This window comes from Arthrobacter saudimassiliensis (assembly GCF_059090665.1).
In genome coordinates this window covers 86340-112562 of the sequence record NZ_JBNHFX010000001.1, presented here as the reverse complement: position 1 = coordinate 112562, position 26223 = coordinate 86340, and the positions used below count along the sequence as shown (strand labels likewise).

Below are 26223 nucleotides of genomic sequence, written 5' to 3'. Positions count from 1 at the left end.
GATCGCCGTTTCCGGCGGCATCCTTGGGACTCAAGAAGCTTAGCAGGTTATCCGGGCGGGCAAAAACCTGCCCCGCCTCCGCGGCGCGTCCGCCGCTCAGTACCCGGTGAAGGCGTCGGTCACGGTCCTTCCACCGCCGGCGGCGCGCACCGCCCGGCGGGCCGCGGCCACCGCGGCAGGAGAACCGGAGGCATAGGCGGCGCGGGCGGCGACGTCGGGCACCAGGGATCGAAGGGCAGCCCCGTCCGGCAGCCGGTCGGCGACCCGCGCGAAGCCCGGCACGTCCTCGCGGCAGCAGATCAGTACCTGCAGCTCTCCGTCAGCGGCGGCGGCGCGCAGCTCCCCGGCATAGGCGGCCTCCTCGGCGGAGGCCACGGCGTACACCAGGACGACGTCGCGTCCGGACAGCGCGCCGGAGCGCAGCCACCCGATGAACGGCGTGATCCCGATGCCCGAGGCGATCAGCAGCAGCGGCTGCCCGGGCCTGGGCGGCGTGAAGTCTCCGCCCACGGCCGTGCCGGCCACCTCCGCCCCGGGCGCCAGCCGCAGCAGGGCAGCCTTGAAGGTGCTGGGCGGGTCCTGGATCCGCAGCCCAAAACCGACCCGGCCGCCGGGGGCCGTGCTGATGCTGAACGTCCGGCGGCTGCCGCGGCCGTCCACCGGCGCGTGCGGAAGGCTGAGCTCCATGTACTGGCCGGGGGAGAAGCGGACAGGGCGGGCCGGTTCAAAGACCAGTTCCCTCGCGGTGGGAGTCAGGGCCCGGTTTTCCGCCAGGCGCAGCGTCACCGCCCCCCGCTGCCCGAAGCCGAAGGCGACGGCGTTGCCGATGAGCAGGGCCAGCTCCGGGGACATATGGACCGGTCCCAGCTGCAGCGGCAGGCAGAACAGGATGCCGACGAGGCCGGCCACCAGCAGGCGCTGGACCCGCCTGGGGGGCAGGGTCAGCGGCTCGGTCAGCATGAAACCGGCGAGGAAGACGATCGGGAACGAAGCCAGTGCCGTCCACAGTCCGGCGGCGAAGCCCGCTCCGGACAGCTGGAACTGCAGGGCGCTGCCGGCCAGCGCCGTCACGGCGAAGACCGCGGCCGTCCCCGCCAGCCGGGTCCGCCACAGCAGCAGCGCAGCGGCCGGCAGCACGACGATGAGCATCAGCGGCGCGGCGACCCACCAGGCCGGGCCGGCCAGGCCGAGGAGCCCTGCCGTGAAGGCCCCGACGGCGGCCGGGTTGAAAATATGCCGGCGCCGCCAGGCCAGCAGGTACTTGGAGACGGTGGCCGCCGCCGCAGCCACCGCGGCGGCGGTGAGGTCCGGTGCCGAGGTGGAGGGCCAGAACAGCAGGAACAGGATCAGGGCGGTGATCACCGAGGACTCCGTGTGCGGACGGGTCCGCAGCAGCAGTCCCATGACCCGGCTCGACACGAGGGTGACCGACAGGGTCACGGCCAGCAGGGCGGCCAGGTCGGCCGGGGCATAGTAGAGCGCACCCGCCAGGGAGAGCACGAAAGCCCAGGCCGTGACGGCCAGCAGCAGCAGGACCGTCAGGCGGTACATGCTCAGCCGGCCGACGGAGGCGCCGGGGCGGAGGGACGGCCGGGTGGGTGAAAGGCTCATGTGAACAGGACTCCAGTGAGGGCATCGGAGAATTCGGCCCGCCCGTCCGAGAAGACCCGGACATGATCGAAGCCGAAGACGGTGCGGAGCCGGGAGGGCTCCGTGAGGAACAGGGCCGTGGCCAGCCCGTCGGCGGTCATGGCGTCGTCCGCCAGGACCCAGGTGGCGGTCACGGTGGAGACGGGCCGGCCGGTGGACGCGTCCAGGACGTGATGCAGGCCGTCGCCCCACGCCCGGCGGTTCGCGGCGGATGCGCACAGCGCCCGGTTCCGCAGTCCGAGAACGCCGATCGCCCGGGCCGGATCATAGGGGTGCTCCAGCGCCGTCGGCACCGGTGCCGGGCCGCGGTGCAGCATGTCGGATCCCGCGTCGACCAGGTACTCGTCCACGCCGGCGGCGGCCAGCTCCGCGGCCACCAGGTCCACCAGCTGGCCCTTGCCGGCGGCGCCCACGTCCAGGACCACGGGCCCGGCCGCCTCGGGGTCGATGTGCACGGCGACGCCTTCGGCGTCGTCGGTGCGGTGGACCAGGCGCCAGTCCGGGGCGGGCACGGGCGGGCCGGCGGGGCTCAGGGTGTAAGAGGCGTCGTAGCCGAGCCGGACCAGCCCGGCACCGGCGAGCGGGTTCATCCGGCCGTCCGTCAGCTCGTTGAGGCGGTCGAACAGGGCGAACAGCGAGCGCGCCGCGGCCGGCAGCACGACCTCCCGGTCACGGCCGAGCCGGGTGACGAGCGAATCCGGCCGGAACCGGGAAAAGGCCCGGTCATACGCCTGGACGACCGCCAGGATCCGGTCACGGAGCGTGCGGTCCAGGGCCGCGGGAGTGGTGATGGCCCAGGCGGTGCCGATCGCCTCGAAGCGGAAGTCCGCCACGGGACGGTCAGCTTCGGGCTTCGGTCTTGATCTGCTCCAACGCCTTGTTGAAGCCCTGGCTGGTGAGCGATGACCCGGCCACCTTGCCGACGTCGAGCTCATCGATGTTCCGTCCCACCACCTGCTCCTGGATGTGGTCGGTGAACTCCCGCTGGTACTGCTTCGACGTCGGGTTGGCGCCGGAGGTCTTCACCTGCACTGCGGTGATGGTGCCGTCCTCGAGGCTCACCTCGACGTCGACCTGCTCGGCCTTGCCCGACGGAGGAATGTAGCTGCCCTGCCCTGCGTAGTCGCCGTCGGCGTAGGTGCCTGCGGGGGCCGGGGTCTTCGCGGCGGGCGCGGACTCTTCGGCCGGAGCCGGCGCCCCGTCGGCGGCGCATCCGGCGGTGCCGATCAGGGACAGCCCGGCGGCGACGGCGAGCAGGTGCTTGCGGGCGGGGGATTTCACTGCGGTTTCTCCTTTTGCGGGGGGCTACAGGCGCTGCGGCGGAGGCGCCTGGATGCCGCCGGAAGCGGATCCGGGTGCCGCCGGGGTGCCGGTACGGCGCAGTTCCATTACACCGCATTGACCTGTGCGGCGCCCGCGCCCCGGCGGCGGGCCTGACGCAAAGCGGCGGCGCTTGGGGCGGGCCGCCGCGCCCCGGCTATGCTTAACCGGTGACTCCTGAAGAACTTTCCGCCGCCGTAACTGCCTGCCTCCAAGACGCCATCGATGCCGGTGACTTCAGCATCGAGCTGCCCGGGGAGGTGCGCGTCGAGCGGCCGAAGAACCGGGACCACGGTGACTGGGCCACCAACATCGCCCTGCAGCTGTCGAAGCAGGCCGGCATGAACCCGCGGCAGTTCGCCGAAATCCTCAAGGGCCGACTGGAGAAGATCGACGGCGTGGCCAAGGTGGACATCGCCGGCCCGGGCTTCCTGAACATCACCCTCGACGCCGGCGCCGCCGGTGAACTCGCCAAGGCCATCGTGGCGGCCGGGCCCGCCTACGGCACTTCCACCGCACTGTCCGGTACCCGGATCAACCTGGAGTTCGTCTCCGCCAACCCCACCGGCCCCATCCACCTGGGCGGCACCCGGTGGGCCGCCGTCGGCGACGCGCTGGCCCGGGTGTTCGAATCCCAGGGCGCCGAGGTCACCCGCGAGTACTACTTCAACGACCACGGGGCGCAGATCGACCGGTTCGCCCGGTCGCTGCTGGCCGCCGCCAAGGGCGAGCCCGCACCCGAGGACGGCTACGCCGGCGCGTACATCGAGGACATCGCCAAGCGCGTGCTGGCCGTTGAACCGGACATCCTCTCGCTGCCCGAGGCCGAAGCGCAGGAGCGCTTCCGCGCCGTCGGCGTGGACAACATGTTCACCGACATCAAGGAGTCGCTGCACAACTTCGGCGTGGACTTCGACGTCTACTTCCACGAGGACTCCCTGCACGAAAACGGGCAGGTCGAGAAGCTGCTGGAACAGCTGAAGGGTTCGAAGAACCTGTACGAGAAGGACGGCGCCTGGTGGCTGAACTCCACCGAGTTCGGCGATGACAAGGACCGCGTGGTCATCAAGTCCGACGGCAACGCCGCGTACATCGCCGGGGACATCGCCTACATCCAGAACAAGCGCGAGCGCGGCTTCGACCTCAACATCTACATGCTCGGCGCCGACCACCACGGCTACGTGGCCCGGCTGAAGGCCGCCGCCGCTGCGCTGGGCCACGACCCGCAGTGCGTGGAGGTGCTGATCGGCCAGATGGTCAACCTGGTCAAGGACGGCGTGCCGGTCCGGATGTCCAAGCGTGCCGGCACCGTGGTCACCCTCGAGGACCTGGTGGACGCCGTCGGCGTTGACGCCGCCCGCTACACCCTGGCCCGGTTCTCCGCCGACTCCAACATCGACGTCGACCTGGACCTGCTGACCCGCCGGACCAACGAGAACCCGGTGTTCTACGTCCAGTACGCCCATGCCCGCACCCACGCCCTGGCGCGCAACGCCGAGGCCGCCGGCGTCGACGATTCCGCCTTCGACGCCTCGCTGCTCACCCATCCCACCGAGAGCGCGCTGCTCGCCGCGCTGGGGCAGTACCCCGGCGTCGTCGCGCAGGCGGCCTCGTTCCGTGAACCGCACCGGGTGGCCCGCCACCTCGAGGTCATCGCCGGCACCTACCACCGCTGGTACGACGCCTGCCGCATCGCCCCGGCGAACGGCGAGGACGTCACCGACGTCAACCGCACCCGCCTCTGGCTGAACCTCGCGGCCCGCCAGGTCCTGGCCAACGGCCTGGGCCTGCTGGGCGTCTCCGCACCCGAACGGATGTAGCTCCATGACCGCTTCCCCCCTCGCCCCGGCCTGGCTCAGCCACCCGGAGGACATCAACGCGCTTGCCCCCGGCCTCTGGGCCCGCGACGTCGCCCGCGGCGCCGACGGCGAGCTGGAGATCTCCGGGATCGGCGTCTCGGCGCTGGCCGCCGAGTTCGGCACCCCGCTGTTCGTGGTCTCGGAAGCCGACTTCCGGTCCCGCGCCCGTGCCTTCAAGGACGCCTTCGACGCAGCCTTCGCCGATCTGTGCGGCGGCGTGGACGTGTACTACGCCGGCAAGGCGTTCCTGTGCACCGAGGTGGCCCGCTGGGTCCGGGACGAGGGCCTGCGCCTGGACACCTGCTCCGGCGGGGAAATGGCGGTCGCCGCCCGCGCCGGACTCGACGGAGCCCTGCTGGGCCTGCACGGCAACAACAAGTCCGACGCCGAACTGGCCCGGGCGCTGGACCTGGGCCTGGGCCGGATCGTGGTGGACTCGCTGGCCGAACTGCGCCGGCTGTCCGCGCTGGCCGCCGCCCGCGGCCAGGAGGCCAACGTGGTGCTGCGCCTGACGCCGGGCGTGCATGCCTCGACCCATGAGTTCATCGCCACCGCCCACGAGGACCAGAAGTTCGGCCTGTCCATGGCCGCCGACACCGGCGGCGACGACGGCGCGGCCGCTTCCGGCACCGGGAGCTCCGCCGCCGACGCGGCCGTCGACCTGGCCCTGAAGCTGGAAGGCATCCGGCTGCTGGGCGTGCACTGCCACATCGGCTCGCAGATCTTCGAACCCGAGGGCTTCGCCCTTGCCGCCCGCCGGCTGCTCGGCTTCCTCGCCGGTGTCCGCGACCGGCACGGCGTCGAGCTCGCCGAACTGGACCTGGGCGGCGGATACGGCATCGCCTACACCGAGGCCGATGCGCCCCGGCCCCCGGCGGAGATCGCCGACGCCCTGGCCGCCGTCGTCCGTGAGGCCGCCGCGGAGCACCGGCTGGCCGTTCCGCGCATTTCCATCGAGCCCGGGCGCGCGATCGCCGGTCCGAGCACCTTCACCCTGTACCGCACCGGCACCGTCAAGACGGTGCGGACCGAGGCGCCGGACGGCACCGCCGCGGCGCGCCGCTATGTCTCCGTGGACGGCGGGATGAGCGACAACGCCCGCCCGGTGCTCTACGACGCCGATTACTCCGCCGTGCTGGCCTCGCGCGCTTCGGAAGATGACGCGGTTATGTCGCGGGTGGTTGGCAAACACTGCGAGAGCGGGGACATAGTGGTCCGGGACGTCTACCTGCCTGCCGACGTCGCCGACGGCGACCTGCTGGCTGTGCCCGGAACGGGCGCCTACTGCTGGGCCCTGTCGAGCAACTACAACTGGATCGCCCGCCCGCCCGTGGTGGCGGTGCGCGATGGGGCGGCCCGCCTGATCGTACGCGGCGAAACCGAGGACGACCTGCTCGCGCGGGACGTCATGAGCTGAGTGTTGAGGAGCTTTAGCAGCATGAAGACCCTGAAGGTGGCCCTGCTGGGCTGCGGCAACGTGGGATCCCAGGTGGCGCGGATCCTGCTGGACGACGCCGACGCGCTGGCCTCCCGGGTGGGGGCGCGGCTCGAGCTGGCCGGCATCGCCGTCCGCTCGGTTGACGCCCCGCGCGACGTCGAACTGCCGCGTGAACTGTTCACCACCGACGCGGAGCAGCTGGTCGAGGGCGCCGACATCGTCATCGAGCTGATGGGCGGCCTGGAGCCGGCCCGCTCCCTGATCCTGCACGCCATCGGTCACGGCGCCGCCGTGGTCACCGGCAACAAGGCGCTGCTCGCCGCCGACGGTCCCGCACTGTACGGCAAGGCCGACGCCGCCGGCGTGCAGCTTTCCTACGAGGCCGCCGTCGCGGGCGCCATTCCGATCCTGCTGCCCATCCGCGACTCCCTGGCCGGAGACCGGATCACCAAGGTGATGGGCATCGTCAACGGCACCACCAACTACATCCTCGACGAGATGGACACCACCGGCGCGCAGTTCGCCGACGCCCTCGCCGACGCGCAGCGCCTGGGCTACGCGGAGGCCGACCCCACCGCCGACGTCGAGGGCCACGACGCCGCCGCCAAGGGAGCCATCCTCGCCTCGCTGGCCTTCCACACCGACTTCGACCTGAACCAGGTCTGGTGCGAGGGCATCAGCTCGGTCACCGCCGAGGACATCGCCGCCGCGCGTGAGGCCGGGTTCGTCATCAAGCTGCTCGCCATCGCCGAGATGATCGGCGGCGGGGCCGACGGCGGCGTCAGCGTCCGCGTCCACCCCACCCTGCTGCCGCGCCGGCATCCGCTGGCCGCCGTGCACGGAGCCTTCAACGCCGTCTTCGTCGAGGCCGAAAACGCCGGGGAGCTGATGTTCTACGGCCAGGGCGCCGGCGGCACCCCGACGGCCTCCGCCGTCATGGGCGACGTGGTGCGCACCGCCCGCCGGCTGGTCCTGGGCGGCCCGCCCGCTCCGGGGTCGGCCACCGGACGGGTGCCCGGGCTGCCCATGGACAAGGTGACCACCAGCTACTACATCGGCCTGGAGGTCTCCGACCAGCCCGGCGTGCTGGCCGCCGTCGCGCGGGTCTTCGCGGAAAACGGCGTCTCCATCGAAACCATGCGCCAGACCGTCCCGGCGGACGGCGGGGGAGCGGCGGCGCAGCTGCGCTTCGTCACCCACCGCGCCACCGAGGCGGCCCTGGCCGCAACCGTCGAGGCCATCCGCGGCCTCGACGTCATCACATCCGTCACATCCGTCCTGCGGGTAGAAGGGGTCTAGTTCCTTGGCTCATCAATGGCGCGGCGTCATCCGTGAATACGCCGACCGGCTGCCGGTCACGGCGGATACGAAGGTCATCTCCCTGGGCGAGGGCGGCACGCCGCTGGTGCCCGCCCCCGCACTGACCGAGCTGACCGGCTCCGAGGTGTACCTGAAGGTCGAGGGCATGAACCCCACCGGCTCCTTCAAGGACCGGGGCATGACCATGGCCATCACCGCCGCCGTCGAGGCCGGCGCCAAGGCCGTGGTCTGCGCCTCCACCGGCAACACCTCCGCCTCGGCCGCCGCCTATGCCGTGCAGGCCGGCCTGACCTGCGCGGTCCTGGTGCCGGACGGCAAGATCGCCATGGGCAAGCTCAGCCAGGCCATTGCGCACGGCGCCGAACTGCTCCAGGTACGCGGAAACTTCGACAACTGCCTCGAGGTGGCCCGCAAGCTGGCCGAGGCGTACCCGGTGTTCCTGGTCAACTCCGTGAACCCGGCGCGCATCGAGGGGCAGAAGACCGCCGCCTTCGAAGTGGTCGACGCCCTGGGCGACGCGCCGGACTACCACGTGCTGCCGGTCGGCAACGCGGGCAACATCACCGCGTACTGGAAGGGCTACCGCGAGTACGCGGCGCCGTACACGAACGCCGCCGGGGACGAGCTGGCGCCGGTCGCCACGAAGACCCCGGTCATGTGGGGCTTCCAGGCCGAAGGCGCCTCGCCGCTGGTCAAGGGCCACCCGGTGACTGAACCCGATACGATCGCCACCGCCATCCGGATCGGCAACCCCGCCTCCTGGGATTCCGCCCTGGCCGCCCGTGACGAGTCCGGGGGGCTCATCGACGCCGTCACCGACGCCGAGATCCTGGCCGCCCACCGCTGGCTGTCCGCCCGCGAGGGCGTGTTCGTGGAGCCGGCGTCCGCCGCCGGCGTCGCCGGCCTGCTGAAGAAGCACGCGGACGGCGAGGTCCCCGCGGGGAAGCGGATCGTCATCACCGTCACCGGACACGGCCTGAAGGACCCCCAGTGGGCGCTGCGCATGGCCGACGGCTCGGAGGTCGAGCCCACCCGGGTGGACTTCGACGTCGTCTCGGTCGCCGCGGCGCTCGGGCTCGAAGCAGCTCCCGCGCGGAGCTGACGGTGCAGCTGAACCAGACGCCGGCGCCCCGCCTTCCCGCGGGACGGACGGTGGAACCGGGCCGCGCCGCGACCGTGAGCGTCCCGGCCACCAGCGCCAACCTCGGCCCGGGCTTCGACACCCTGGGCCTGGCCCTGGCCTTCCACGACCGGGTGCGCGTCGAAGCCGTCGCCGACGGATCCGTGGAGGTTCGGATCACCGGCGTCGGCGCCGGGACGCTGCCCCTGGACGGAAGCCACCTCGTGGTGCGGACCATCCGGCGGACCCTGGCCGCCGCCGGCTACACCGACACCGGGCTCCGGCTCGAGGCGGAGAACGCCATTCCGCACGGCCGGGGCCTGGGATCATCGGCCTCGGCGATCGTCTCGGGAGTGCTGGCCGGCAACGCCCTGCTGCCCGAGGCGGACCGGCTCGACGCCGACGCGGTGCTGAACCTGTGTTCGGCCATCGAGGGACATCCGGACAACGTCGCTCCCGCCCTGCGCGGCGGCCTGGCCATCAGCTGGGAGCAGGACGGGGTCTTCCGCAGCGCCCACGTGCCGGTCCACCCCCAGGTGCATCCGGTAGCCGCCATCCCCGCCGTCGAACTCTCCACCGAACAGGCCCGCGGCCTGCTGCCCGGCACGGTGCCGCACGCGGACGCCGCGGCGAACTCGGGGCGGGCCGCACTGCTGGTGCACGCCCTGGCCACGGCGCCCGGGCTGCTGTTCGAAGCCACCGAGGAATTCCTGCACCAGGGCTACCGCGCCCCGGCCATGCCGGCCAGCGCCGAGCTGATCCGCCGGCTGCGGGCGCGCGGACTGCCGGCCGTGGTGTCCGGCGCCGGGCCCACCGTGATGGTCCTCGCCGGCAGCGCGGCGGATGCGGGCCTCGCGGAGGCACTGCTCGGGGAGGCCGCAGCGGACATCGGCGGGAATTGGGCCGTGCGTCGGCTTCCCGTGGCGGCAGATGGTGCTAAGGTGGACATGCACCAACGGTGACAACCGTCTTGTGCTTTCACCGGCCGGCCGCCTTCTTCAGGCCGCCATGGACTTTCCGCTGACCCATCCGTCCGACACGCCGCAGCGCCGATCGGATGGCCGCAGCGGAAAACCCTGCCGGTAAAGCGCATAATTCGGTGTAGCCTTCCGTGGGCAGCCGGTTTCGGCCGGCCCACGACGTGAATGCCGCACTGTCCGCCAGCACCCGATGCCGGCGCAAACTGAGTGGATTCTTCCGATCAAGGCATCCAGCACATTCGCCGTGCCGGTTTCTTCCGGTCTTCGGCGAACACCTGACTTCCGGTATCTGACCTGGGGACAGGACCAACAACCGCGGCCGGTATCCTGCCGGACCGCCCGACGAGGGGGAAGGATCCTTCGTGACAGACACCACCGACCTGACTGCAGGTGTGGACTCAAAGGCCGCAGGCACCGCTGAAGCGCCCGGCCGCAGTTCCGGACTTGCCGGACTGAAGCTTGCCCAGCTCCAGGCCCTGGCGGGCCAGCTGGGCATCACCGGCGGTTCCCGGATGCGCAAGGGCGACCTGGTCGCAGCCATTTCGAACCACCAGCGCGGCGGAGCCGTGGCCGACCGCCCGGTCCGCAGCGCCCGCCAGGACGAGACGGTCCAGGCCCCGGCCAAGGACGCCCCGGCCAAGGACGCGACGGCCAAGGAAGCGCCCGCCGCCAAGGAGGCCCCGGCCTCCCCGGCCCAGGATTCCGAGGCGACCGAGCGTCCCTCCCGCACCCGAAACCGGAACCGGCGGGCCGGCAGCGACGGCGTCGTGAGCGCGCCGGCCGACAACGGCGCGCATACGGCAGGGAAGCCGGCCCGTGCCGAGGAGGCCCCCGCCGCCGAGCGGACCGCCGCGGAGCCGGCTCCCGCCGCCGACAAGGCGCAGGAGGGCGAGAAGCCGGCCGCGAAGGCCGACGAGCAGGGCAGCCGCAGCCGCGAGGACGGCCAGCGCGAGCGCGGCAACCGCCGCGGCCGGGGCCGGCGCGGCGAGGCCGCCGAGGGCCAGGAAACCGCCGAGTCCGGCGACGGCGAAGCCCGCAGCCGGCAGGACGGGCAGTCCGAGGACCGCAGCCGCGGCGAAGAGAAGAACGAGGGCGCAGCCCGCGACGAGCGCCGCGAGCGGCGCGAACGCAACCGCGACAACGCCCAGAACAACGGCCAGAACAACGGCCGCGACCGCGACCGCGACAACCGTGAGCGCGATAACCGCGACGACGATGAAGGCGGACGCGGACGCAACCGCCGGGGCCGCAACCGGAGCGACCGCAACGACCGCAACGACCGTTTCCGGGACCGGAACGAGCGCCGCCGGGGCCGCAGCCAGAACCCCGACGTCGACGACGTCGAGGTGACCGAGGACGACGTGCTGCTGCCCGTCGCCGGCATCCTCGACGTGCTGGAGAACTACGCCTTCGTCCGGACCTCGGGCTACCTGCCCGGCCCGAACGACGTGTACGTCTCCCTGGCCCAGGTCAAGAAGCACAACCTGCGCAAGGGCGACGCCGTCGTCGGCGCGATCCGCGCCCCCCGCGAGGGCGAGAACCAGAGCAACACCCGGCAGAAGTTCAACGCCCTGGTGCGCCTGACCTCGGTCAACGGCAAGCCGGTGGAGGAGAACAAGGACCGCGTCGAGTTCTCGAAGCTCGTTCCGCTCTACCCCTCCGAGCGCCTGCGCCTGGAGACCTCGGCCAAGGCCATCGGCCCGCGCGTCATCGACCTGGTCGCCCCGATCGGCAAGGGCCAGCGCGGCCTGATCGTCTCCCCGCCGAAGGCGGGCAAGACCCTGATCCTGCAGTCGATCGCCAACGCCATCACCATCAACAACCCTGAGGTCCACCTCATGATGGTGCTGGTCGACGAGCGGCCCGAGGAAGTCACCGACATGCAGCGCACGGTCAAGGGCGAGGTCATTGCCTCCACCTTTGACCGCCCCGCCGACGACCACACCACGGTCGCCGAGCTGGCCATCGAGCGGGCCAAGCGCCTGGTCGAAATGGGCCGCGACGTCGTGGTCCTGCTGGACTCGATGACCCGCCTGGGACGCGCGTACAACCTGGCCGCCCCGGCGTCGGGCCGCATCCTCTCCGGCGGCGTGGACTCCTCCGCGCTGTACCCGCCGAAGCGTTTCTTCGGTGCTGCCCGCAACATCGAGAACGGCGGCTCGCTGACCATCCTCGCCACCGCGCTGGTGGAGACCGGATCCAAGATGGACGAGGTCATCTTCGAGGAGTTCAAGGGCACCGGCAACATGGAGCTGCGCCTGTCCCGCAACCTTGCGGACAAGCGCATCTTCCCGGCCGTGGACGTCAACGCCTCCGGCACCCGCCGCGAGGAGAACCTGCTCTCCGCCGAGGAAGTCCAGATCATGTGGAAGCTGCGCCGGGTCCTCTCCGGCCTGGACACGCAGCAGGCACTGGAGATCCTGACCGGCAAGATCAAGGAAACCCAGTCCAACGTCGAGTTCCTGATGCAGGTCCAGAAGACCACGCTGGGAACCAAGGACAACTAGCTGCACCACCGGACCGCTCGGCTCCGGAACCCGCGCCTGCGCGGGCTCCGGAGTTTGGGCGGTCCGGCCGGTTAACGGCACAGTTGGAGATAAGCACCGGCGGCACGGGCCGCGACGGTTCGGTGCACCGCATCGCCACGGGCGCGCCGAACCGTGGATTGACAGCCGAAAGAGGAAGCACCACACATGTTTGAGTCCATTCAGGGCCTGCTCGATGAGCACTCCGAGCTCCAGGACCGGCTTGCCGATCCCGCCGTGCACGCCGACCAGGGCCTGGCCCGCCGGCTGGGCCGCCGGTTCGCGGAGCTGAGCCGCATCGTCGACGCCTACAACACCTGGCACGGGCTTGAGGACGACCTCGCCGCCGCCGAGGAAATGGCCGCCGAGGACGCCGAGTTCGCCGCGGAGGTGCCGGTGCTCAAGGAGCAGCTGGCCGACGCCCAGGAAAAGCTGCGCCGGCTGCTGATCCCGCGCGATCCCAACGACGGCCGCGACGTCATCATCGAGGTCAAGGGCGGCGAAGGCGGCGACGAGGCGGCCCTGTTCGCCGGCGACCTGCTGCGCATGTACACCCGGTACGCCGAGTCCCGGGGCTGGCGCACCGAGATCATCTCCGCCACTGAATCGGACCTGGGCGGCTACAAGGACGTGCAGATGTCCATCAAGGGCAGCGCCACCGACCCGGCCGAGGGCGTCTACGCCCGGCTCAAGTACGAAGGCGGGGTGCACCGCGTCCAGCGGGTGCCCGTCACCGAGTCCCAGGGCCGGATCCACACCTCGGCCGCCGGCGTGCTGGTGCTGCCCGAGGTGGATGAGCCCGAAGAGGTCGAGATCAACCAGAACGACCTCAAGATCGACGTCTACCGCTCCTCCGGCCCGGGCGGGCAGTCCGTGAACACCACCGACTCCGCCGTGCGCATCACCCACCTGCCGACCGGCATCGTGGTGGCCATGCAGAACGAGAAGTCGCAGCTGCAGAACCGCGAGGCGGCCATGCGCGTGCTGCGCTCCCGCCTGCTGGCCCACCAGCAGGCCGAGATCGACGCCGCCAACTCCGATATCCGCAAGTCCCAGATCCGCACCATGGACCGCTCGGAGCGCATCCGGACCTACAACTTCCCCGAGAACCGGATCGTGGACCACCGCACCGGCTACAAGGCCTACAACCTCGACACCGTCATGAACGGCGACCTGGAGGCCGTGGTCCAGTCCTGCATCGAAATGGACGAGCAGGCCCGGCTCGAAGCCATCGGTGACGACAAGTAGTCCCGGCACGGCCGGCGACCTCGGCGCGGCCCTGGCCGCGGCGGCGGCCGAGCTCGCCGCCGCCGGCGTGCCCGCCCCCCGGGTCGACGCCGAGCTGCTGGCCGCGCACCTGCTGGGCTGCAGCCGGGGGCGGGTCAGGGCCCTGGCCTTCACCGATACGCCCGTTCCCGCCGGTTACGCGGACCTGGTCCGTGAGCGTGCCCGGCGGGTTCCGCTCCAGCACCTGACCGGTCGGGCCGCCTTCCGGCACCTGGAGCTGGCCGTGGGCCCGGGCGTGTTCGTTCCGCGGCCGGAGACCGAGACCGTGGCGCAGCTGGCGATCGACGCCGCCCGGGCACGGCTGGCCGCTGCCGGCGCCGTGCGCGTGGTGGATCTCGGCACCGGATCCGGCGCCATCGCCGCGGCGGTCGCCGAGGAGGTCCCCGGAGCGGAGGTCACCGCCGTCGAACTCAGCGACCTGGCCCTGGCCTGGGCACAGCGCAACCTCGGACCCCGCGGCGTCCGCCTGGTGCACGGGGACCTGCGCACGGCGCTGCCCGGCGAGGACGGCCGGTACGACGTCGTCGTCTCGAATCCGCCCTACATTCCGGCGGCCGCCGTCCCCAACGAGCCCGAGGCGGCGGACCACGACCCGAAGATGGCGCTCTACGGGGGCGGAGAGGACGGGCTGGCCCTGCCGCACGCGGCCGCGGCCACCGCCGCCCGGCTGCTGACAAGCGGCGGCTTCTTCGTCATGGAACACGCCGAGGTCCAGGCGCAGGCGCTGGCCCGGCACCTCGAAAACGCCGGATCCTGGCTCGAGGTCCGAGGCCACGAGGACCTCAACGGCCGGCCCCGGGCAACCTCCGCTGTGAAAGAATAAGCAACGTGACAAGCACTTTCGACTGCACTGATCCCGCCCTGCTCAGCGAAGGCCTGGCCCGGGCGCAGCAGGCCATCGCCGCGCGGCAGTGCGTGGTCCTGCCCACCGACACCGTCTACGGCATCGGCGCCGACGCGTTCTCCGCGCAGGCCGTCGCCACGCTGCTGGCCGCCAAGGGCCGCGGCCGGAGCATGCCTCCGCCCGTGCTGATTCCCCGGGTGCAGACAATGGACGGGCTGGCGGTCGACATCCCCGAGCAGGCCCGCGCCCTGGCCGAGGCCTTCTGGCCGGGAGGCCTGACGCTGATCCTCCACGCCCAGCCCTCCCTGACCTGGGACCTCGGCGACACCCGCGGCACGGTCGCGCTGCGGATGCCGGACGATCCCACTGCGCTGGAGCTGCTGGCCCTCACCGGCCCGCTGGCGGTCTCCTCGGCCAACCGGACCGGCTCGCCGGCTGCAGCCAGCGCCGCCGCGGCCCGCGAACAGCTGGGGGAGGCCGTCGAGGTCTACCTGGAAGCCGGTGAACGCACGGGTGCATCCGGGCCCGCGCTGGCCTCCACCATCGTTGACGCCACCTCCGTGCCGCTGCGGGTGGTCCGCCGGGGCGCCGTCGATATCGAACGGCTGCGCTCAGTGGTTCCGGACGTGCTGGACCTGGGCGAGGAGCCCGGCGGGGTCAGCGGTTCGAATGCCGCCGGGGAGCAGGCCGCCGGGTAGCCCCGGCACGCTTTGCCCGGCCGGCGCCGGCGCGCCGCAGGACGGCGTGGACGGAGGGGGCAGGAACGTTGCCCGTCCGTTCCGCCCACCCCGGCTCCTGGCGCTGGCCGAACCACATCAGCTCCACCCGCCGGAGCGGTCCGTGCAGGCGTTCGGAGGCAAGCGACGAGACCCGGTAGCCCACACGCAGCACCAGCCGGCACAGCCATGCCGGCAGGTGCAGCGGACGGCGTCCGCCCGCAGCCTGCAGCACGTCGGATACCGACGCCTGCTCCCACGGCTGCAGGACCACGGCCGGAACCTCGCCCGGATGCATCGCCACCAGCTGCACGAAACGGGCCAGGGCATCCACCGAGCTGACCGGCGTGGGCGCGGTTCCCGGCGCCGCAACGGAGGCCAGCGGCGAACCGGCCAGCCTGGCCAGGCGTTCCGTCGTCGGCCGGCCGGGACCCTGCACCGACGTCGCACGGATGGTCACCACGGAGCAGGAGCCGGCGGGACGGGCCGCCAGGGCCTGTTCCCCCAGCGCCTTGGAGCGCGAATAGGGCGAGAACGGTTCCACCTGGCCGCTCTCGTCAAGGAACGGCCGGTGGCCCTGGACCGCCGCGCTGCTCAGGTGCACGAAGCGCCGGACCCCGGCGGCCTCCGCGGCGTCTGCCGCCAGCACCGGCAGCAGGGCGTTGGCTCCGCGCAGGGCGGGGGAGTCGGCCGCGTCTGGCACCGCCAGCCCGGCGGCGTTGATCACGGCGTCGGCGCCCAGGAAGGTGCGGGCCAGGCGTGCCCGCTCGGCATCCAGGCGGGCGGCTTCCGCAGCCAGGTCCGCACCGCGGGACGCGGCGGCCTCCAGCCGCGGCGCGGCCACGGCGCGCACCTCGACCCCGGTTTCCTCCAGCACCGCGCGGACCGCGCCGCCGACAAAGCCGCCGGCGCCCAGGAGCACGATGACCGGCCGGCGGGCGGGGTCGGGCCCGGGGGACGGGGAACCGGAGGGGCGGGGCAGGGAGGTACCGGAACTCATGAACCGCTTTCCACGGGGGACGGGGGGAGGGATTCGGCCAGCGGCGGCATGGGCCGCCAGGAGTCATCGCGCAGGATGCGCCGGGCTTCGCGCCAGCCGCGCAGCAGCGCGGCCGTTCCGCCGACCCGGTGCTCCACGGCCACCAGGCGGAGGACTTCCTTCGCCGCCGTCAGGGCCGTGCCGAGGGCAAAGCCTGCAGGGCTGAACACCCCGTGCTCCTGCAGGTACCGCGCCATGTAGCCGCGGTTGCGCATCATGCAGAACCGGCTCAGGTCGCTGGAATCGTTCAGGTGCCGGATGCCCAGGTCGATGCTGCGCTGCGGCCGCACCTTGCGCAGCACGAAATCGTTGACGTAGAGGACCTCGTGGCGGCGGGAGGCGAGCCAGCCGTAGATGGTGTCGTCGCCGTTGATGAAGAACCGCGCATCGGGCAGCCCGATCTCACGCACCAGCCCGGCGCTGATCAGCATGCCCTCGAAGCAGCCCACATTGGTGCGGAAGACGGGGCTGTCACGGAACACGTTGCCGGGGACGGGATAGTGGATGCCCAGGGCGGGCACGAACCGGTGCTGCCAGAAGAACGGCTTGCCGGCGTCGTCGAGCCGGCGGCCGTGGATGCAGTCGGCGGAGCCGGTCCACTTGCCCAGCGCGGCCAGCGCTCCGGGAAGGATTTCGACATCGTCGTCCATCAGCCACAGCCACTGTGCGCCGGCGGCCAGCGCCTGCGCGGCGCCGGCGGCGAAACCGCCCGCACCGCCGGTGTTGACGTCAAGGCGCACGACGTCGAGCGGCACCGCCAGGCCGGTGCGCGCGGCGTCGATCACGGCGCTTGTGTTGTCGGTGGACGCGTTGTCCACCACCACCACCCGTTCGGGCGCGGGATCGAGTGCTGCAACCGTCGCCAGCAGCCCCGCCAGGTAGTCGGCGCGGTTGTACGTGGCAATGACGATCGTGACGGCGGGGGCGGCCGCGGTATCGGCGTAATCGGCGGAGGCCATGGCGCGCCCTAGAAACCCAGCTCCGACGGCGCCCCGAAGCGGCGGCCCCGCAGGCCGGCGCCGTAGGCCTTCAGCCAGGCGGCGAAACCCCGCAGGTCGCGGCGGCGGGCAAAGTACACCGGGTAGCCGACGACGTCGGCGACCAGCGAACGCACCCGGCGGTACCGGCGGGTCAGTTCGCCCCGGTTGCGGTAGTAGTAGAACTGCTTGAAGGCGCTCTCGGGCACCAGCACGTGCCAGCGTTCGCCGAAGACCTCCTGCACCTCGGCCCAGGCGGCCGGATGGCTGAGGGCGGCGGTGGTCACCGTGCCGAAGGGGACGCCGGCGCGCCGCAGCCGCAGCATGAAGTCCGTCTCGTCGCCGCGGATGAACAGGCGCAGGTCCGGCAGGCCGACCTTGAAGAACACCTCGCTGCGGATCAGGGCCCCGTTGAAGAAATGCCCGATGCCGGGCAGGAACCCCTGCCGTTCGACCTCGGCCCGATCATGCGTGAGCCGCCCGTCGATGCGGAAGTGGAAGGACAGGGTGTCGGGGCGGCCGGGAGCGACCACCAGGGGAAGCACGACGTCGAGGTTCCGTTCCCGGGCGGCCTCAAGCAGCACGGCCAGCACATGGGGATCCTCGGGGTGGGCGTCGTCGTCCATGATCCAGATCCACTCGGCGCCGGAGGCCAGCGCGGTGAGGATGGCCAGGGAAAAGCCGCCGGCGCCGCCCAGGTTCGTCTTCGAACGGACATAGCTGACCAGGCCGCCGGCCTCGGCGGCGATGTCGGCGACGTCGCGGCTGCCCGAATCGACGAGGGCGACGGTCTGGAGGGGAACGGTCTGCGCGGCGAGGGCCTTGAGCAGGGTCCGGACGTCGTCCGGACGGTCGAAGGTCACCGCTGCAACGGCCACGGAGTCAGCCACATTGATCCTTTCGCGGCCGCGTCCGGGCAACGGCGCTGAGCCGGTGCGCGCGGGGATGCGGTTAGTATTCTGGTTGGAGTCCACTCTATTACACGTTGGCTCCGGAGCCCGGGCGCACCGGCCGGGCCCTGACACCAGAACGGGCACCATATCGGGCAGCGGATCGGGTACGGAGCCGGGACCTACAGCCGTTTGAGGAACATGACGCAATCACGCACGGAGCAGTCGGCAGCACACGGCGGGGACAAGCCCGCGCTGTGGCTCTGGTCCCAGTACGCCCTGGATTCCCTGGCCTGGATCGTGGCCATCGTGCTGGCCCTGGTGCTGCGCTACGAGCTGACCGTCGAGCAGATCAGCCTTGGCGGACTGGCGGTGTTCTGCGCCGTGGCCGTGCTGACCCAGCTGGGTGTGGGCTGGTCGTTCGCGCTCTACCGGGGCCGCTACAGCTTCGGCAGCTTCCACGAGATGCGCCTGCTCGCCGTCGTGACCCTGGTGGTCTCCTCGATCCTCGTGCTGGTCAGCGTCCTGTTCGGCCTGGTCATCGACATTCCGCGCAGCACCGGCATCATCGCCTTCCCCTTCGCCTGCCTGTTCATGGCCGCGATCCGCTACCTGAAGCGCATGTACGTCGAGAGCCGGGTCCGCCCGGGGGACGAGGCCCACCGGGCCCTGATCTACGGGGCCGGCTTCCTCGGCGGCTCCCTGGTCACCCGGATGATGAAGGACCCGTCCTCTCCGTACTATCCCGTCGGGCTGATCGACGACGATCCGGCCAAGAAGCACCTGCGCCTGTCCACCGTCCCCGTGCTGGGGCGCCTCGGGGACCTGCCCGAGCTCGTTGCCCGCACCCGGGCCACCGTGGTGATCATCGCCATCGGCGACGCCGACGCCCGCCTGGTCCGCGAGGTCACCGACCGCACCGAAGGCCTCGGCGTCCGGGTCCTCGTGCTGCCGCCCCTGCGCGACATGCTGGCGAAGGGAACGGCGGCAGGGCTCACGGACTTCCGGGAGGTGGCCGTTGAGGACCTGATCGGCCGCCGCCCGGTGGACATCCATGTCGACGAGGTGGCCGGCTACGTTTCCGGCCGGCGCGTCCTGGTCACCGGAGCCGGCGGCTCCATCGGCTCCGAGCTGTGCCGGCAGCTCACCGGGTTCGATCCGGCCGAGCTGATCATGGTGGACCGCGACGAGACCGGCCTGCAGCTGACCCAGCTCTCCATCACCGGCCGCGGCCTGCTCAACGGCCGCGACACCGTGCTGGCGGATATCCGTGACGCCGCCGCCCTGGAACGCATCTTCCGCGAACGCAGGCCCGAAGTGGTCTTCCACGCAGCGGCGCTGAAGCACGTCTCCCTGCTGGAGCAGTACCCGCAGGAGGCGTGGAAGACCAACGTCCTGGGCACGGCCAACGTGCTGCGCGCCGCGGAGAAGGCCGGCGTCCGGCACTTCGTGAACATCTCCACCGACAAGGCGGCGAACCCGACCACAGTGCTGGGCCACAGCAAGCGGGTCGCGGAAAAGCTCACCGCATGGATGGCCGGACACACCGGCGAGCGGTACGTCTCCGTCCGGTTCGGCAACGTGATCGGCAGCCGCGGTTCCATGCTGCCGCTGTTCACCGAACAGATCCGCCAGGGCGGCCCGGTCACGGTTACCGACCCCGAGGTCACCCGGTTCTTCATGACCATCCCCGAGGCCTGCCAGCTGGTCATCCAGGCCGGTGCGATCGGCCGCGGGGGAGAGGTCCTGATCCTCGACATGGGCGAGCCGGTGCGCATCCTCGACGTCGCACGCCGGATGATCGCCATGTCCGGCAAGGACATCGAGATCGTCTTCACCGGCCTGCGCAAGGGCGAGAAGATGCACGAGGTCCTGGTCGGAACCGGCGAGGACGATTCACGGCCCTTCCATCCCAAGGTCTCCCACGCGCGGGTCCAGAGCCTGGACCCGGCGGAACTGGAGATGGACGAGTGGCTGGAGCGCTGCGGCCTCGGCCCCGAGGCCGGGCAGCCGGGCACCGGCGCCGCCACGGTACGTTCCCTCGATTCGGGTGCCGCGCGCCGCGCCGACCCGTCGGCGGACCTGCCGGAACGGCGGATCGGCTGATGCTCCTGGCTGCTTCGGCCGCCGCTGCCTTCCTGGTCAGCCTGCTCCTGCCGTTCGCCTTCATACCTCTGCTGCGCCGCCTGGGCGTGATCGACGTGCCCAATGAACGCTCCTCCCATACCCGGGCGGTGATCCGCGGCGTCGGCGCCACGGTGGCCGCGGGCGTGCTCGTCGGCCTGGCCGCCGTGCTGCTCACCGGCTACGTCGCCGTGGACCGCTCCATCATCCTGATCCTTGCCGGGATGCTCTTCCTGGCCGCGCTCCTGGGCTGGGTGGAGGACTGGCGCGGACTCTCCGTCCGCGCCCGCGCCGGGCTGCAGCTGGGCATCGGTCTGGCCGGCACCGCGGCGCTCATCCAGACCATGGACCAGAGCTGGTGGTGGGCCCCGGCCGGGATGCTGGCGATCGCCGGGTACATCAACGTTGCGAACTTCATGGACGGCATCAACGGGGTTTCCGGCCTGCACGCCGTCGTGGTGGGCGGGCTGTACGCCGTCAGCGGCGTGCTGACCGGGCATCTGTGGCTGACGGCTGCCGGCGTGGTCGTCGCGGCGGCCTTCGCCGCCTTCCTGCCGTGGAACCTGGGGCGCGGATCCGTCTTCCTGGGCGACGTCGGCAGCTATCTGCTGGGCGCCTCGATCGCGGGGATGGCCGTCGCCGCCTTCCTGGCCGGCATCTACGTGGAATACCTGCTCTTTCCCGTCGTGATCTACCTGGCCGACACCTTCACCACGCTGCTCTCGAGGGTCCGGCGGGGGGAGCGGTGGTACGCCGCCCACCGCGAGCACGTCTACCAGCGGCTGACCGACGCGGGCCTGAGCCACCTGCAGGCGACCGGCGTCGTCACCGCCTGCACCCTGCTGGTGGGCTCCACCGGCTTGGTGACGGCGGGTGCGTCCCTGGGCGTGACTGCGGCGGGAACGGTCTTTGCTGCAGCCGTAACCGCCTTCTATCTGGCCTCCCCGCGGATCTTCGCCGCCCGGGCGAACGCCTGACCGGAGCGGACTTCTATGTGCGGTAGAATTCCTGAGGGGCTGCAGCCGGCCCCGACTTTTTCCGCAGTTCGACCACAGCAAGGATGACCCCTTCGCCATGAGCACCGCAGACGGCGCCCCGGCCGCCGGCTTCCTTGCCGCCTCCGGGGAGGAACGTTCCCCGTGGCTGAAGGTCCTGAAGGCGGCCCTGGCCTGGTCCGGCGCCGCCGGAGCGGCGTGCGCCGTCGCCGGCCTCGCCTTCGCGGGCGTTGCCGGCCTGGGCAGCGTCGCCTTCGCCTGGGTCCTGATCGTGGCGTTCTTCGCACTGAGCCTGCTGGTCGGGCACATCGTGGGCCGCAGTAATCCGGGCGGCACGATGGCCATGTTCGTGGTGGTCTACGGCATCAAGGTGGTCCTGTTTGCGGCCGCCCTGCTGTTCCTCGGCCGTCCGCAGTGGCTGGAGTCCGGCTGGTTCCTGGCCTCCGCGGTGGCTGCGACCGTGGCCTGGCAGGCAGGGGAAATCCGCACCTTCTCACGCGTGCGTTTCCTGCTTTATGACGAAGCCGTGGACGCTGCGGCGGGCCCCGGCAGCGGGAGGGAAGCCTGATATGCAGGAGAACAACGGCGGGGCCGGCTACGACGCCGGCATGCGCGTTTTCAGTTACATCGTTGGCGGGATCGTCGCCTGGGGTTTGATAGGGTTACTTCTGGACAATCTGTTCGATATGCGATGGCTGGTGCTCGTAGGAATGCTCTTCGGCGGTGCCGCTGGTTTCTACCTCGCCTACGCACACGGGCTGACCCGTCCCGTTGACTCAACTCCCGGCGGCACAGAGGCCAGGAACCGGGAGACCGAGCAGTAATGCCACAGCTTTTTCCAAGGGCACACAGATCTGCCCCGATACATATGCCCGATGAAGTACACAGCAGAGAGGAAACGCGTTGATCGCGCTTGCGCTCCCGGCGACCACTGAGGACGGATTCGTTCCGCCGGCAATTGATGAAATGCACCTCCCTGAAGTTTGGCCTTGGGGCGCGGAGTACGGCGACGGCATCGGGAAGCAGATGATCCTCGTCCTGCTGTCGGTGGGCATCATCGCCTGGTTCTTCATCGCCGCCTCCCGGCGCGGAACCCTGGTTCCCGGCCGGCTGCAGTTCCTGGGCGAGTCGGCTTACGGCTTTGTCCGCAACGGCATCGCCCGCGACGTGATCGGTGAGCGCGACTTCCTCAAGTTCGTGCCGTTCCTCTTCGCGCTTTTCTTCTTCATCCTGGTCAACAACATCTACGGTGCGATTCCGTTCATTCAGCTGCCGAGCTTCTCGCACCCCGGCGGCGCGTACCTGCTCGCGCTGATCGTCTACGTGACCTGGATCGGCGTCGGAATCAAGAAGCACGGCATCCGCTACTTCAAGATGGCCGTCGTGCCCTCCGGCGTGCCGTGGTACATCCTTCCCGTCCTGGTGCCGATCGAGATCATCTCCAACTTCGTGGTCCGCCCGATGACGCACAGCCTGCGTCTGTTCGCGACCATGATGTCCGGCCACCTGATCGTCATGCTCGCCGGTTCCGGCATTGAGTACCTGCTCGTGCTGCAGGACAACATCCTGCTGCAGGGCGCCTCCATCCTGGTCCTCGTCGGCGGCATCGCCATGTACATGCTCGAGGCCCTGATCATGGTCCTGCAGGCCTACGTCTTCGTCCTGCTGACCGCGATCTACATCCAGGGCGCACTGGCGGACGAACACTAAGACTTCCCCCCAAAGGGAACCCCCAAGCAACCTCAACCTGCCTTCGGGCATCTTGAAAGGAAAAATAAGAAATGGAAATCACGGGTAGCCTCAACGCCATCGGTTACGGCCTCTCCGCCATCGGCGGCGCCATCGGCGTCGGCCTGGTGTTCTTTGCCTACATCTCCGGCGTGGCCCGCCAGCCGGAAGCCCAGCGCGTCCTTCAGCCCATCGCCTTCCTCGGCCTGGCCCTGACCGAAGCCCTCGCTATCCTTGGTCTGGTTCTCGCGTTCATTGTTGGCTAACCCCAGCCAACCGACCAACCAACCAGATAGGACGGGTGAATAGTGGATCAGGTAGCTATCCGGGCTGCCGCTGAAGGCGCCAACCCCCTGATTCCCAATGTTTGGGAAATCCTGGTGACGGGCATCAGCTTTGCGATTCTGATGTTCATCGTCGTGAAGTTCGTGGTTCCCGCATTCGAGAAGGTGTACGCCGAGCGCGCAGCCGCCATCGAAGGCAACATCGAGAAGGCCGAAAAGGCGCAGGCAGAGGCCAGCGCTGCCCTTGAGGAATACAAGGCGCAGCTGAACGACGCCCGCACCGAAGCCAACCAGATCCGCGAACAGGCCCGTGCCGAAGGTGCGCAGATCCTGGCCGACCTCAAGGCGAAGGCTGCTGCGGAGTCCGCCCGGATCACCGAACAGGCCCAGGTGCAGATCGCCGCGGAACGCCAGGCGGCCGTCACGTCGCTGCGTGCCGAGGTCGGCACGCTGGCCACTGAGCTGGCCGGGCGCATCATCGGTGAAGCACTCGAGGACGACGCACGGTCGGCCCGCGTGGTGGACCGCTTCCTCGCGGACCTCGACAAAGAGAATGCAGGTGCAGCTAGGTAATGGCAGGTGTATCGAGCGAGTCGCTGACAGCGGCGCAGGAGCAGCTGGAGAAGTACCTCCCGCATGCGACTCTGTCGCTGGCTGAGGAACTCTTTGGAATCGTCGGCGTCCTCGACGCCGGTGCCGGGGTTCGCCGCGCACTGACCGATCCGACCCGCGAGGGTTCCGAGAAGGCGGCGCTGGTTTCGAACCTGTTCGCCGGCAAGGTCTCGCCTGAGGCGGAGACCATTGCCACGGGACTTGCTGCTTCCCGGTGGCGCGATCCGCGCGACATCGGCGACGCGCTCGAGCTCCTGGCGGCGACCGTGGTCTCCGCCGTGGCTGAGAACCGCGGTCCGGGAAGCGCCGGGCTGGACGCGCTGGAGGACGACCTGTTCCGGTTCAACCGGGCAGTTGCCTCCAGCCACGAGGTCCAGCGGGCGCTTTCCGACCCGCAGGCTCCGGCGGACGCCCGCACGGCGCTGGCCGAACGGCTGGTGCCCGGCGCCGGTCCCGAGGCCCTGGTGCTCATCCGGCAGGCGGTTGCGCATCCGCGCGGCCTTCGCCCCACCGGTGTGATCTCGCGCTTCCTGGAGCTGGTGTCCGCACGCCAGCGTCGGTGGATCGCGGAAGTCCGCTCCGCACGGCCCCTGACGGCCGAGCAGCGGACCCGCCTGCAGGCATCGCTGGACGCGCTCTACGGCCGTGAGCTGAAGATCAACGCCGAGGTGGACCCCTCCTTGATCGGCGGGGTCCGGATTACAGTGGGAGACGAGGTGCTCGACTCATCGGTCGTCTCCCGACTTTCCGAACTTCGACGGAAGCTCGCCGTCTAGGAGCTGGCCGAACGGCCCGTTCCACGAGCACGTTTTGAGAATTAATCCCGGTCATCGGCGTTCATCCGATGATCACAACATAGGAGAGCAGGGACTGCAGATGGCCGAATTGACCATCAACGCCGACGACGTCCGTAATGCGTTGAACGAATTCGCGGCGTCCTACGAACCCGGAAGCGCCGATCGCGTTGAGGTTGGCCGAGTCACCACCGCCAGCGACGGCATCGCCCGTGTGGAGGGCCTGCCCTCCGTCATGGCGAATGAGCTTCTTCGGTTCAAGGACGGCACCCTGGGCCTGGCCCAGAACCTTGACACCCGTGAAATCGGTGTCGTTGTCCTCGGTGACTTCACCGGCATCGAAGAAGGCCAGGAAGTGCACCGCACCGGCGAGGTGCTGTCCGTGCCGGTCGGCGACGCCTTCCTCGGCCGCGTGGTGGACCCGCTGGGCGAGCCGCTGGACGACATGGGACCGATCGAGGCGGAGGCCCGCCGCGCACTGGAGCTGCAGGCTCCGGGCGTGACCCAGCGTAAGTCGGTGCACGAGCCGCTGCAGACCGGCCTCAAGGCCATTGACGCCATGATCCCGATCGGCCGCGGCCAGCGCCAGCTGATCATTGGTGACCGCAAGACCGGCAAGACCGCCATCGCGGTCGACACCATCCTGAACCAGAAGGCCAACTGGGAGTCCGGCGACGTCACGAAGCAGGTCCGCTGCATCTACGTCGCGATCGGCCAGAAGGCTTCCACCATCGCCGAGATCAAGCGCACGCTCGAGGACCAGGGCGCGATGGAGTACACCACCATCGTCGCCTCCCCGGCGTCCGACCCGGCCGGCTTCAAGTACCTGGCGCCCTACGCCGGCTCGGCCATCGGCCAGCACTGGATGTACGGCGGCAAGCACGTCCTGATCATCTTCGATGACCTCTCGAAGCAGGCCGAAGCCTACCGCGCCGTGTCGCTGCTGCTGCGCCGCCCGCCGGGACGCGAAGCCTACCCGGGCGACGTCTTCTACCTGCACTCCCGCCTGCTGGAGCGCTGCGCCAAGCTCTCCGACGAGCTGGGTGCCGGCTCGATGACCGGCCTGCCGATCATCGAAACCAAGGCGAACGACGTCTCGGCCTACATCCCGACCAACGTCATCTCCATCACCGACGGCCAGATCTTCCTGCAGTCGGACCTCTTCAACGCCAACCAGCGCCCCGCGGTCGACGTCGGCATCTCGGTGTCCCGCGTCGGCGGCGCCGCTCAGCAGAAGGCCATGAAGAAGGTCTCCGGCACCTTGAAGCTGGAGCTGGCGCAGTACCGCGACATGCAGGCCTTCGCCATGTTCGCCTCGGACCTGGATGCCGCCTCCCGGCAGCAGCTGACCCGCGGCGCCCGCCTGATGGAGCTGCTGAAGCAGGGCCAGTACGCACCGTTCCCGGTCGAGGACCAGGTTGTGTCCATCTGGCTCGGCACCAACGGCCACCTGGACGACGTCCCGGTCGAGGACGTGCAGCGCTTCGAGTCCGAGTTCCTGGACCACGTACGCCACACCTCGAAGGTCCTGACGGTCCTTGCCGAGACCGGCAAGCTGGAGGACAGCACGGTCGAGGAGATGCAGCGGCTCGTCGAGAACTTCAAGCCGGGCTTCTTCGGTGAAGGCGACAACCGCATGGTTGCCGCCGGTCACGAGGAGTACTCCGCGCTGGACGAGGAAGCCGTCGACCAGGAAAAGATCGTCAAGCAGAAGCGCTAGC

The 26223-nt window shown here is 70.5% G+C and carries 24 protein-coding genes; 18 read left to right on the top strand and 6 right to left on the bottom strand.

The features are described from left to right. Nucleotides 1-96: 96 nt before the first annotated feature. The 3 genes from AC5RV6_RS00505 to AC5RV6_RS00495 are packed head-to-tail and all read right to left on the bottom strand — an operon-like array spanning nucleotide 97 to nucleotide 2931. Complete coding sequence (locus tag AC5RV6_RS00505; protein ID WP_494005332.1) at nucleotides 97-1611, bottom strand: FAD-dependent oxidoreductase; 1515 nt, start codon at nucleotides 1609-1611, stop codon at nucleotides 97-99. Further along, a complete protein-coding gene (locus tag AC5RV6_RS00500; RefSeq protein WP_494005331.1) occupies nucleotides 1608-2483 on the bottom strand; it encodes an FAD:protein FMN transferase in 876 nt (291 codons plus the stop codon). Before AC5RV6_RS00500 ends, AC5RV6_RS00505 begins: the two co-directional genes overlap by 4 nt. Nucleotides 2484-2490: 7 nt before the next feature. Further along, a complete protein-coding gene (locus tag AC5RV6_RS00495) occupies nucleotides 2491-2931 on the bottom strand; it encodes an FMN-binding protein (protein WP_494005330.1) in 441 nt (146 codons plus the stop codon). A 209-nt stretch (nucleotides 2932-3140) separates the two neighbouring features. On the opposite strand from AC5RV6_RS00495, the gene argS reads away from it, so the two are divergent. From argS to AC5RV6_RS00450, 9 genes are all read left to right on the top strand, one after another. Beyond that, nucleotides 3141-4790 (top strand): arginine--tRNA ligase, encoded by a 1650-nt coding sequence (gene argS / locus AC5RV6_RS00490; RefSeq protein WP_494005329.1) that lies wholly within the window; start codon nucleotides 3141-3143, stop codon nucleotides 4788-4790. Between the two features lie 4 nt (nucleotides 4791-4794). After that, entirely contained in the window at nucleotides 4795-6246 is a 1452-nt protein-coding gene (gene lysA, locus AC5RV6_RS00485) for a diaminopimelate decarboxylase (protein WP_494005328.1), read from the top strand. Between the two features lie 21 nt (nucleotides 6247-6267). Then, a complete protein-coding gene (locus AC5RV6_RS00480) occupies nucleotides 6268-7566 on the top strand; it encodes a homoserine dehydrogenase (RefSeq protein ID WP_494005327.1) in 1299 nt (432 codons plus the stop codon). Nucleotides 7567-7570: 4 nt separating this feature from the next. Then, complete coding sequence (gene thrC / locus AC5RV6_RS00475; protein WP_494005326.1) at nucleotides 7571-8689, top strand: threonine synthase; 1119 nt, start codon at nucleotides 7571-7573, stop codon at nucleotides 8687-8689. A 2-nt stretch (nucleotides 8690-8691) separates the two neighbouring features. Further along, entirely contained in the window at nucleotides 8692-9669 is a 978-nt protein-coding gene (thrB, locus tag AC5RV6_RS00470; protein WP_494005325.1) for a homoserine kinase, read from the top strand. A gap of 380 nt (nucleotides 9670-10049) precedes the next feature. Continuing rightward, on the top strand, nucleotides 10050-12194 hold the full coding sequence (rho, locus tag AC5RV6_RS00465) for a transcription termination factor Rho (RefSeq protein WP_494005324.1): 2145 nt from the start codon (nucleotides 10050-10052) through the stop codon (nucleotides 12192-12194). Nucleotides 12195-12380: 186 nt separating this feature from the next. Further along, a complete protein-coding gene (prfA, locus tag AC5RV6_RS00460) occupies nucleotides 12381-13460 on the top strand; it encodes a peptide chain release factor 1 (RefSeq protein ID WP_494005323.1) in 1080 nt (359 codons plus the stop codon). After that, a complete protein-coding gene (gene prmC / locus AC5RV6_RS00455) occupies nucleotides 13447-14322 on the top strand; it encodes a peptide chain release factor N(5)-glutamine methyltransferase (protein WP_494005322.1) in 876 nt (291 codons plus the stop codon). Before prfA ends, prmC begins: the two co-directional genes overlap by 14 nt. A 5-nt stretch (nucleotides 14323-14327) precedes the next feature. Then, complete coding sequence (locus tag AC5RV6_RS00450) at nucleotides 14328-15041, top strand: L-threonylcarbamoyladenylate synthase (RefSeq protein WP_494005321.1); 714 nt, start codon at nucleotides 14328-14330, stop codon at nucleotides 15039-15041. Here AC5RV6_RS00450 and AC5RV6_RS00445 read toward each other — a convergent pair. From AC5RV6_RS00445 to AC5RV6_RS00435, 3 genes are read right to left on the bottom strand one after another with little or no spacing between them, the layout of a single operon-like run. After that, nucleotides 15001-16059, bottom strand: a complete 1059-nt coding sequence (locus AC5RV6_RS00445) for an NAD-dependent epimerase/dehydratase family protein (RefSeq protein WP_494005320.1) — start codon at nucleotides 16057-16059, stop codon at nucleotides 15001-15003. The two genes, AC5RV6_RS00450 and AC5RV6_RS00445, sit on opposite strands and share 41 nt — an antisense overlap. Beyond that, entirely contained in the window at nucleotides 16056-17057 is a 1002-nt protein-coding gene (locus AC5RV6_RS00440) for a glycosyltransferase (protein WP_494005319.1), read from the bottom strand. The genes AC5RV6_RS00445 and AC5RV6_RS00440 overlap by 4 nt, the downstream gene beginning before the upstream one ends. Nucleotides 17058-17065: 8 nt before the next feature. Beyond that, nucleotides 17066-17965: a glycosyltransferase gene (locus tag AC5RV6_RS00435; protein ID WP_494005318.1), complete on the bottom strand. Its 900-nt coding sequence runs from the start codon at nucleotides 17963-17965 to the stop codon at nucleotides 17066-17068. A 201-nt stretch (nucleotides 17966-18166) separates the two neighbouring features. Here AC5RV6_RS00435 and AC5RV6_RS00430 point away from each other — a divergent pair, with 201 nt between their 5' ends. The 9 genes from AC5RV6_RS00430 (at nucleotide 18167) to atpA (ending at nucleotide 26222) form a co-directional block, all read left to right on the top strand. Further along, complete coding sequence (locus AC5RV6_RS00430; protein WP_494005317.1) at nucleotides 18167-20071, top strand: polysaccharide biosynthesis protein; 1905 nt, start codon at nucleotides 18167-18169, stop codon at nucleotides 20069-20071. Further along, nucleotides 20071-21066, top strand: coding sequence for an MraY family glycosyltransferase (locus AC5RV6_RS00425; RefSeq protein WP_494005316.1), 996 nt, complete (start codon nucleotides 20071-20073; stop codon nucleotides 21064-21066). Before AC5RV6_RS00430 ends, AC5RV6_RS00425 begins: the two co-directional genes overlap by 1 nt. A 97-nt stretch (nucleotides 21067-21163) precedes the next feature. Next, nucleotides 21164-21652 (top strand): hypothetical protein, encoded by a 489-nt coding sequence (locus AC5RV6_RS00420; protein ID WP_494005315.1) that lies wholly within the window; start codon nucleotides 21164-21166, stop codon nucleotides 21650-21652. 1 nt (nucleotide 21653) lies between these two features. After that, on the top strand, nucleotides 21654-21908 hold the full coding sequence (locus AC5RV6_RS00415; protein WP_494005314.1) for an AtpZ/AtpI family protein: 255 nt from the start codon (nucleotides 21654-21656) through the stop codon (nucleotides 21906-21908). Nucleotides 21909-21987: 79 nt separating this feature from the next. Then, entirely contained in the window at nucleotides 21988-22794 is an 807-nt protein-coding gene (gene atpB / locus AC5RV6_RS00410; protein ID WP_494005313.1) for a F0F1 ATP synthase subunit A, read from the top strand. A gap of 71 nt (nucleotides 22795-22865) precedes the next feature. Beyond that, nucleotides 22866-23078 carry a F0F1 ATP synthase subunit C gene (locus AC5RV6_RS00405; protein WP_494005312.1) on the top strand — a complete coding sequence of 71 codons (213 nt, stop codon included), beginning with the start codon at nucleotides 22866-22868 and terminating at the stop codon, nucleotides 23076-23078. A gap of 42 nt (nucleotides 23079-23120) precedes the next feature. Further along, the gene (locus tag AC5RV6_RS00400) at nucleotides 23121-23669 is read left to right on the top strand and encodes a F0F1 ATP synthase subunit B (protein ID WP_494005311.1); all 549 of its coding nucleotides are present in this window, start codon (nucleotides 23121-23123) and stop codon (nucleotides 23667-23669) included. Then, nucleotides 23669-24484: a F0F1 ATP synthase subunit delta gene (locus tag AC5RV6_RS00395; RefSeq protein WP_494005310.1), complete on the top strand. Its 816-nt coding sequence runs from the start codon at nucleotides 23669-23671 to the stop codon at nucleotides 24482-24484. The genes AC5RV6_RS00400 and AC5RV6_RS00395 overlap by 1 nt, the downstream gene beginning before the upstream one ends. Nucleotides 24485-24584: 100 nt before the next feature. After that, on the top strand, nucleotides 24585-26222 hold the full coding sequence (gene atpA / locus AC5RV6_RS00390) for a F0F1 ATP synthase subunit alpha (protein WP_494005309.1): 1638 nt from the start codon (nucleotides 24585-24587) through the stop codon (nucleotides 26220-26222). Nucleotide 26223: the final 1 nt, after the last annotated feature.

Bases quoted from the DNA above. Each gene is read 5' to 3' on its own strand.
- AC5RV6_RS00505 (WP_494005332.1), bottom strand. From the start codon at position 1,611: ATGAGCCTTTCACCCACCCGGCCGTCCCTCCGCCCCGGCGCCTCCGTC.
- lysA (WP_494005328.1), top strand. From the start codon at position 4,795: ATGACCGCTTCCCCCCTCGCCCCGGCCTGGCTCAGCCACCCGGAGGAC.
- AC5RV6_RS00480 (WP_494005327.1), top strand. From the start codon at position 6,268: ATGAAGACCCTGAAGGTGGCCCTGCTGGGCTGCGGCAACGTGGGATCC.
- prfA (WP_494005323.1), top strand. From the start codon at position 12,381: ATGTTTGAGTCCATTCAGGGCCTGCTCGATGAGCACTCCGAGCTCCAG.
- AC5RV6_RS00445 (WP_494005320.1), bottom strand. From the start codon at position 16,059: ATGAGTTCCGGTACCTCCCTGCCCCGCCCCTCCGGTTCCCCGTCCCCC.
- AC5RV6_RS00440 (WP_494005319.1), bottom strand. From the start codon at position 17,057: ATGGCCTCCGCCGATTACGCCGATACCGCGGCCGCCCCCGCCGTCACG.
- AC5RV6_RS00430 (WP_494005317.1), top strand. From the start codon at position 18,167: ATGACGCAATCACGCACGGAGCAGTCGGCAGCACACGGCGGGGACAAG.
- AC5RV6_RS00425 (WP_494005316.1), top strand. From the start codon at position 20,071: ATGCTCCTGGCTGCTTCGGCCGCCGCTGCCTTCCTGGTCAGCCTGCTC.
- AC5RV6_RS00420 (WP_494005315.1), top strand. From the start codon at position 21,164: ATGAGCACCGCAGACGGCGCCCCGGCCGCCGGCTTCCTTGCCGCCTCC.
- AC5RV6_RS00415 (WP_494005314.1), top strand. From the start codon at position 21,654: ATGCAGGAGAACAACGGCGGGGCCGGCTACGACGCCGGCATGCGCGTT.
- AC5RV6_RS00405 (WP_494005312.1), top strand. From the start codon at position 22,866: ATGGAAATCACGGGTAGCCTCAACGCCATCGGTTACGGCCTCTCCGCC.
- AC5RV6_RS00395 (WP_494005310.1), top strand. From the start codon at position 23,669: ATGGCAGGTGTATCGAGCGAGTCGCTGACAGCGGCGCAGGAGCAGCTG.
- atpA (WP_494005309.1), top strand. From the start codon at position 24,585: ATGGCCGAATTGACCATCAACGCCGACGACGTCCGTAATGCGTTGAAC.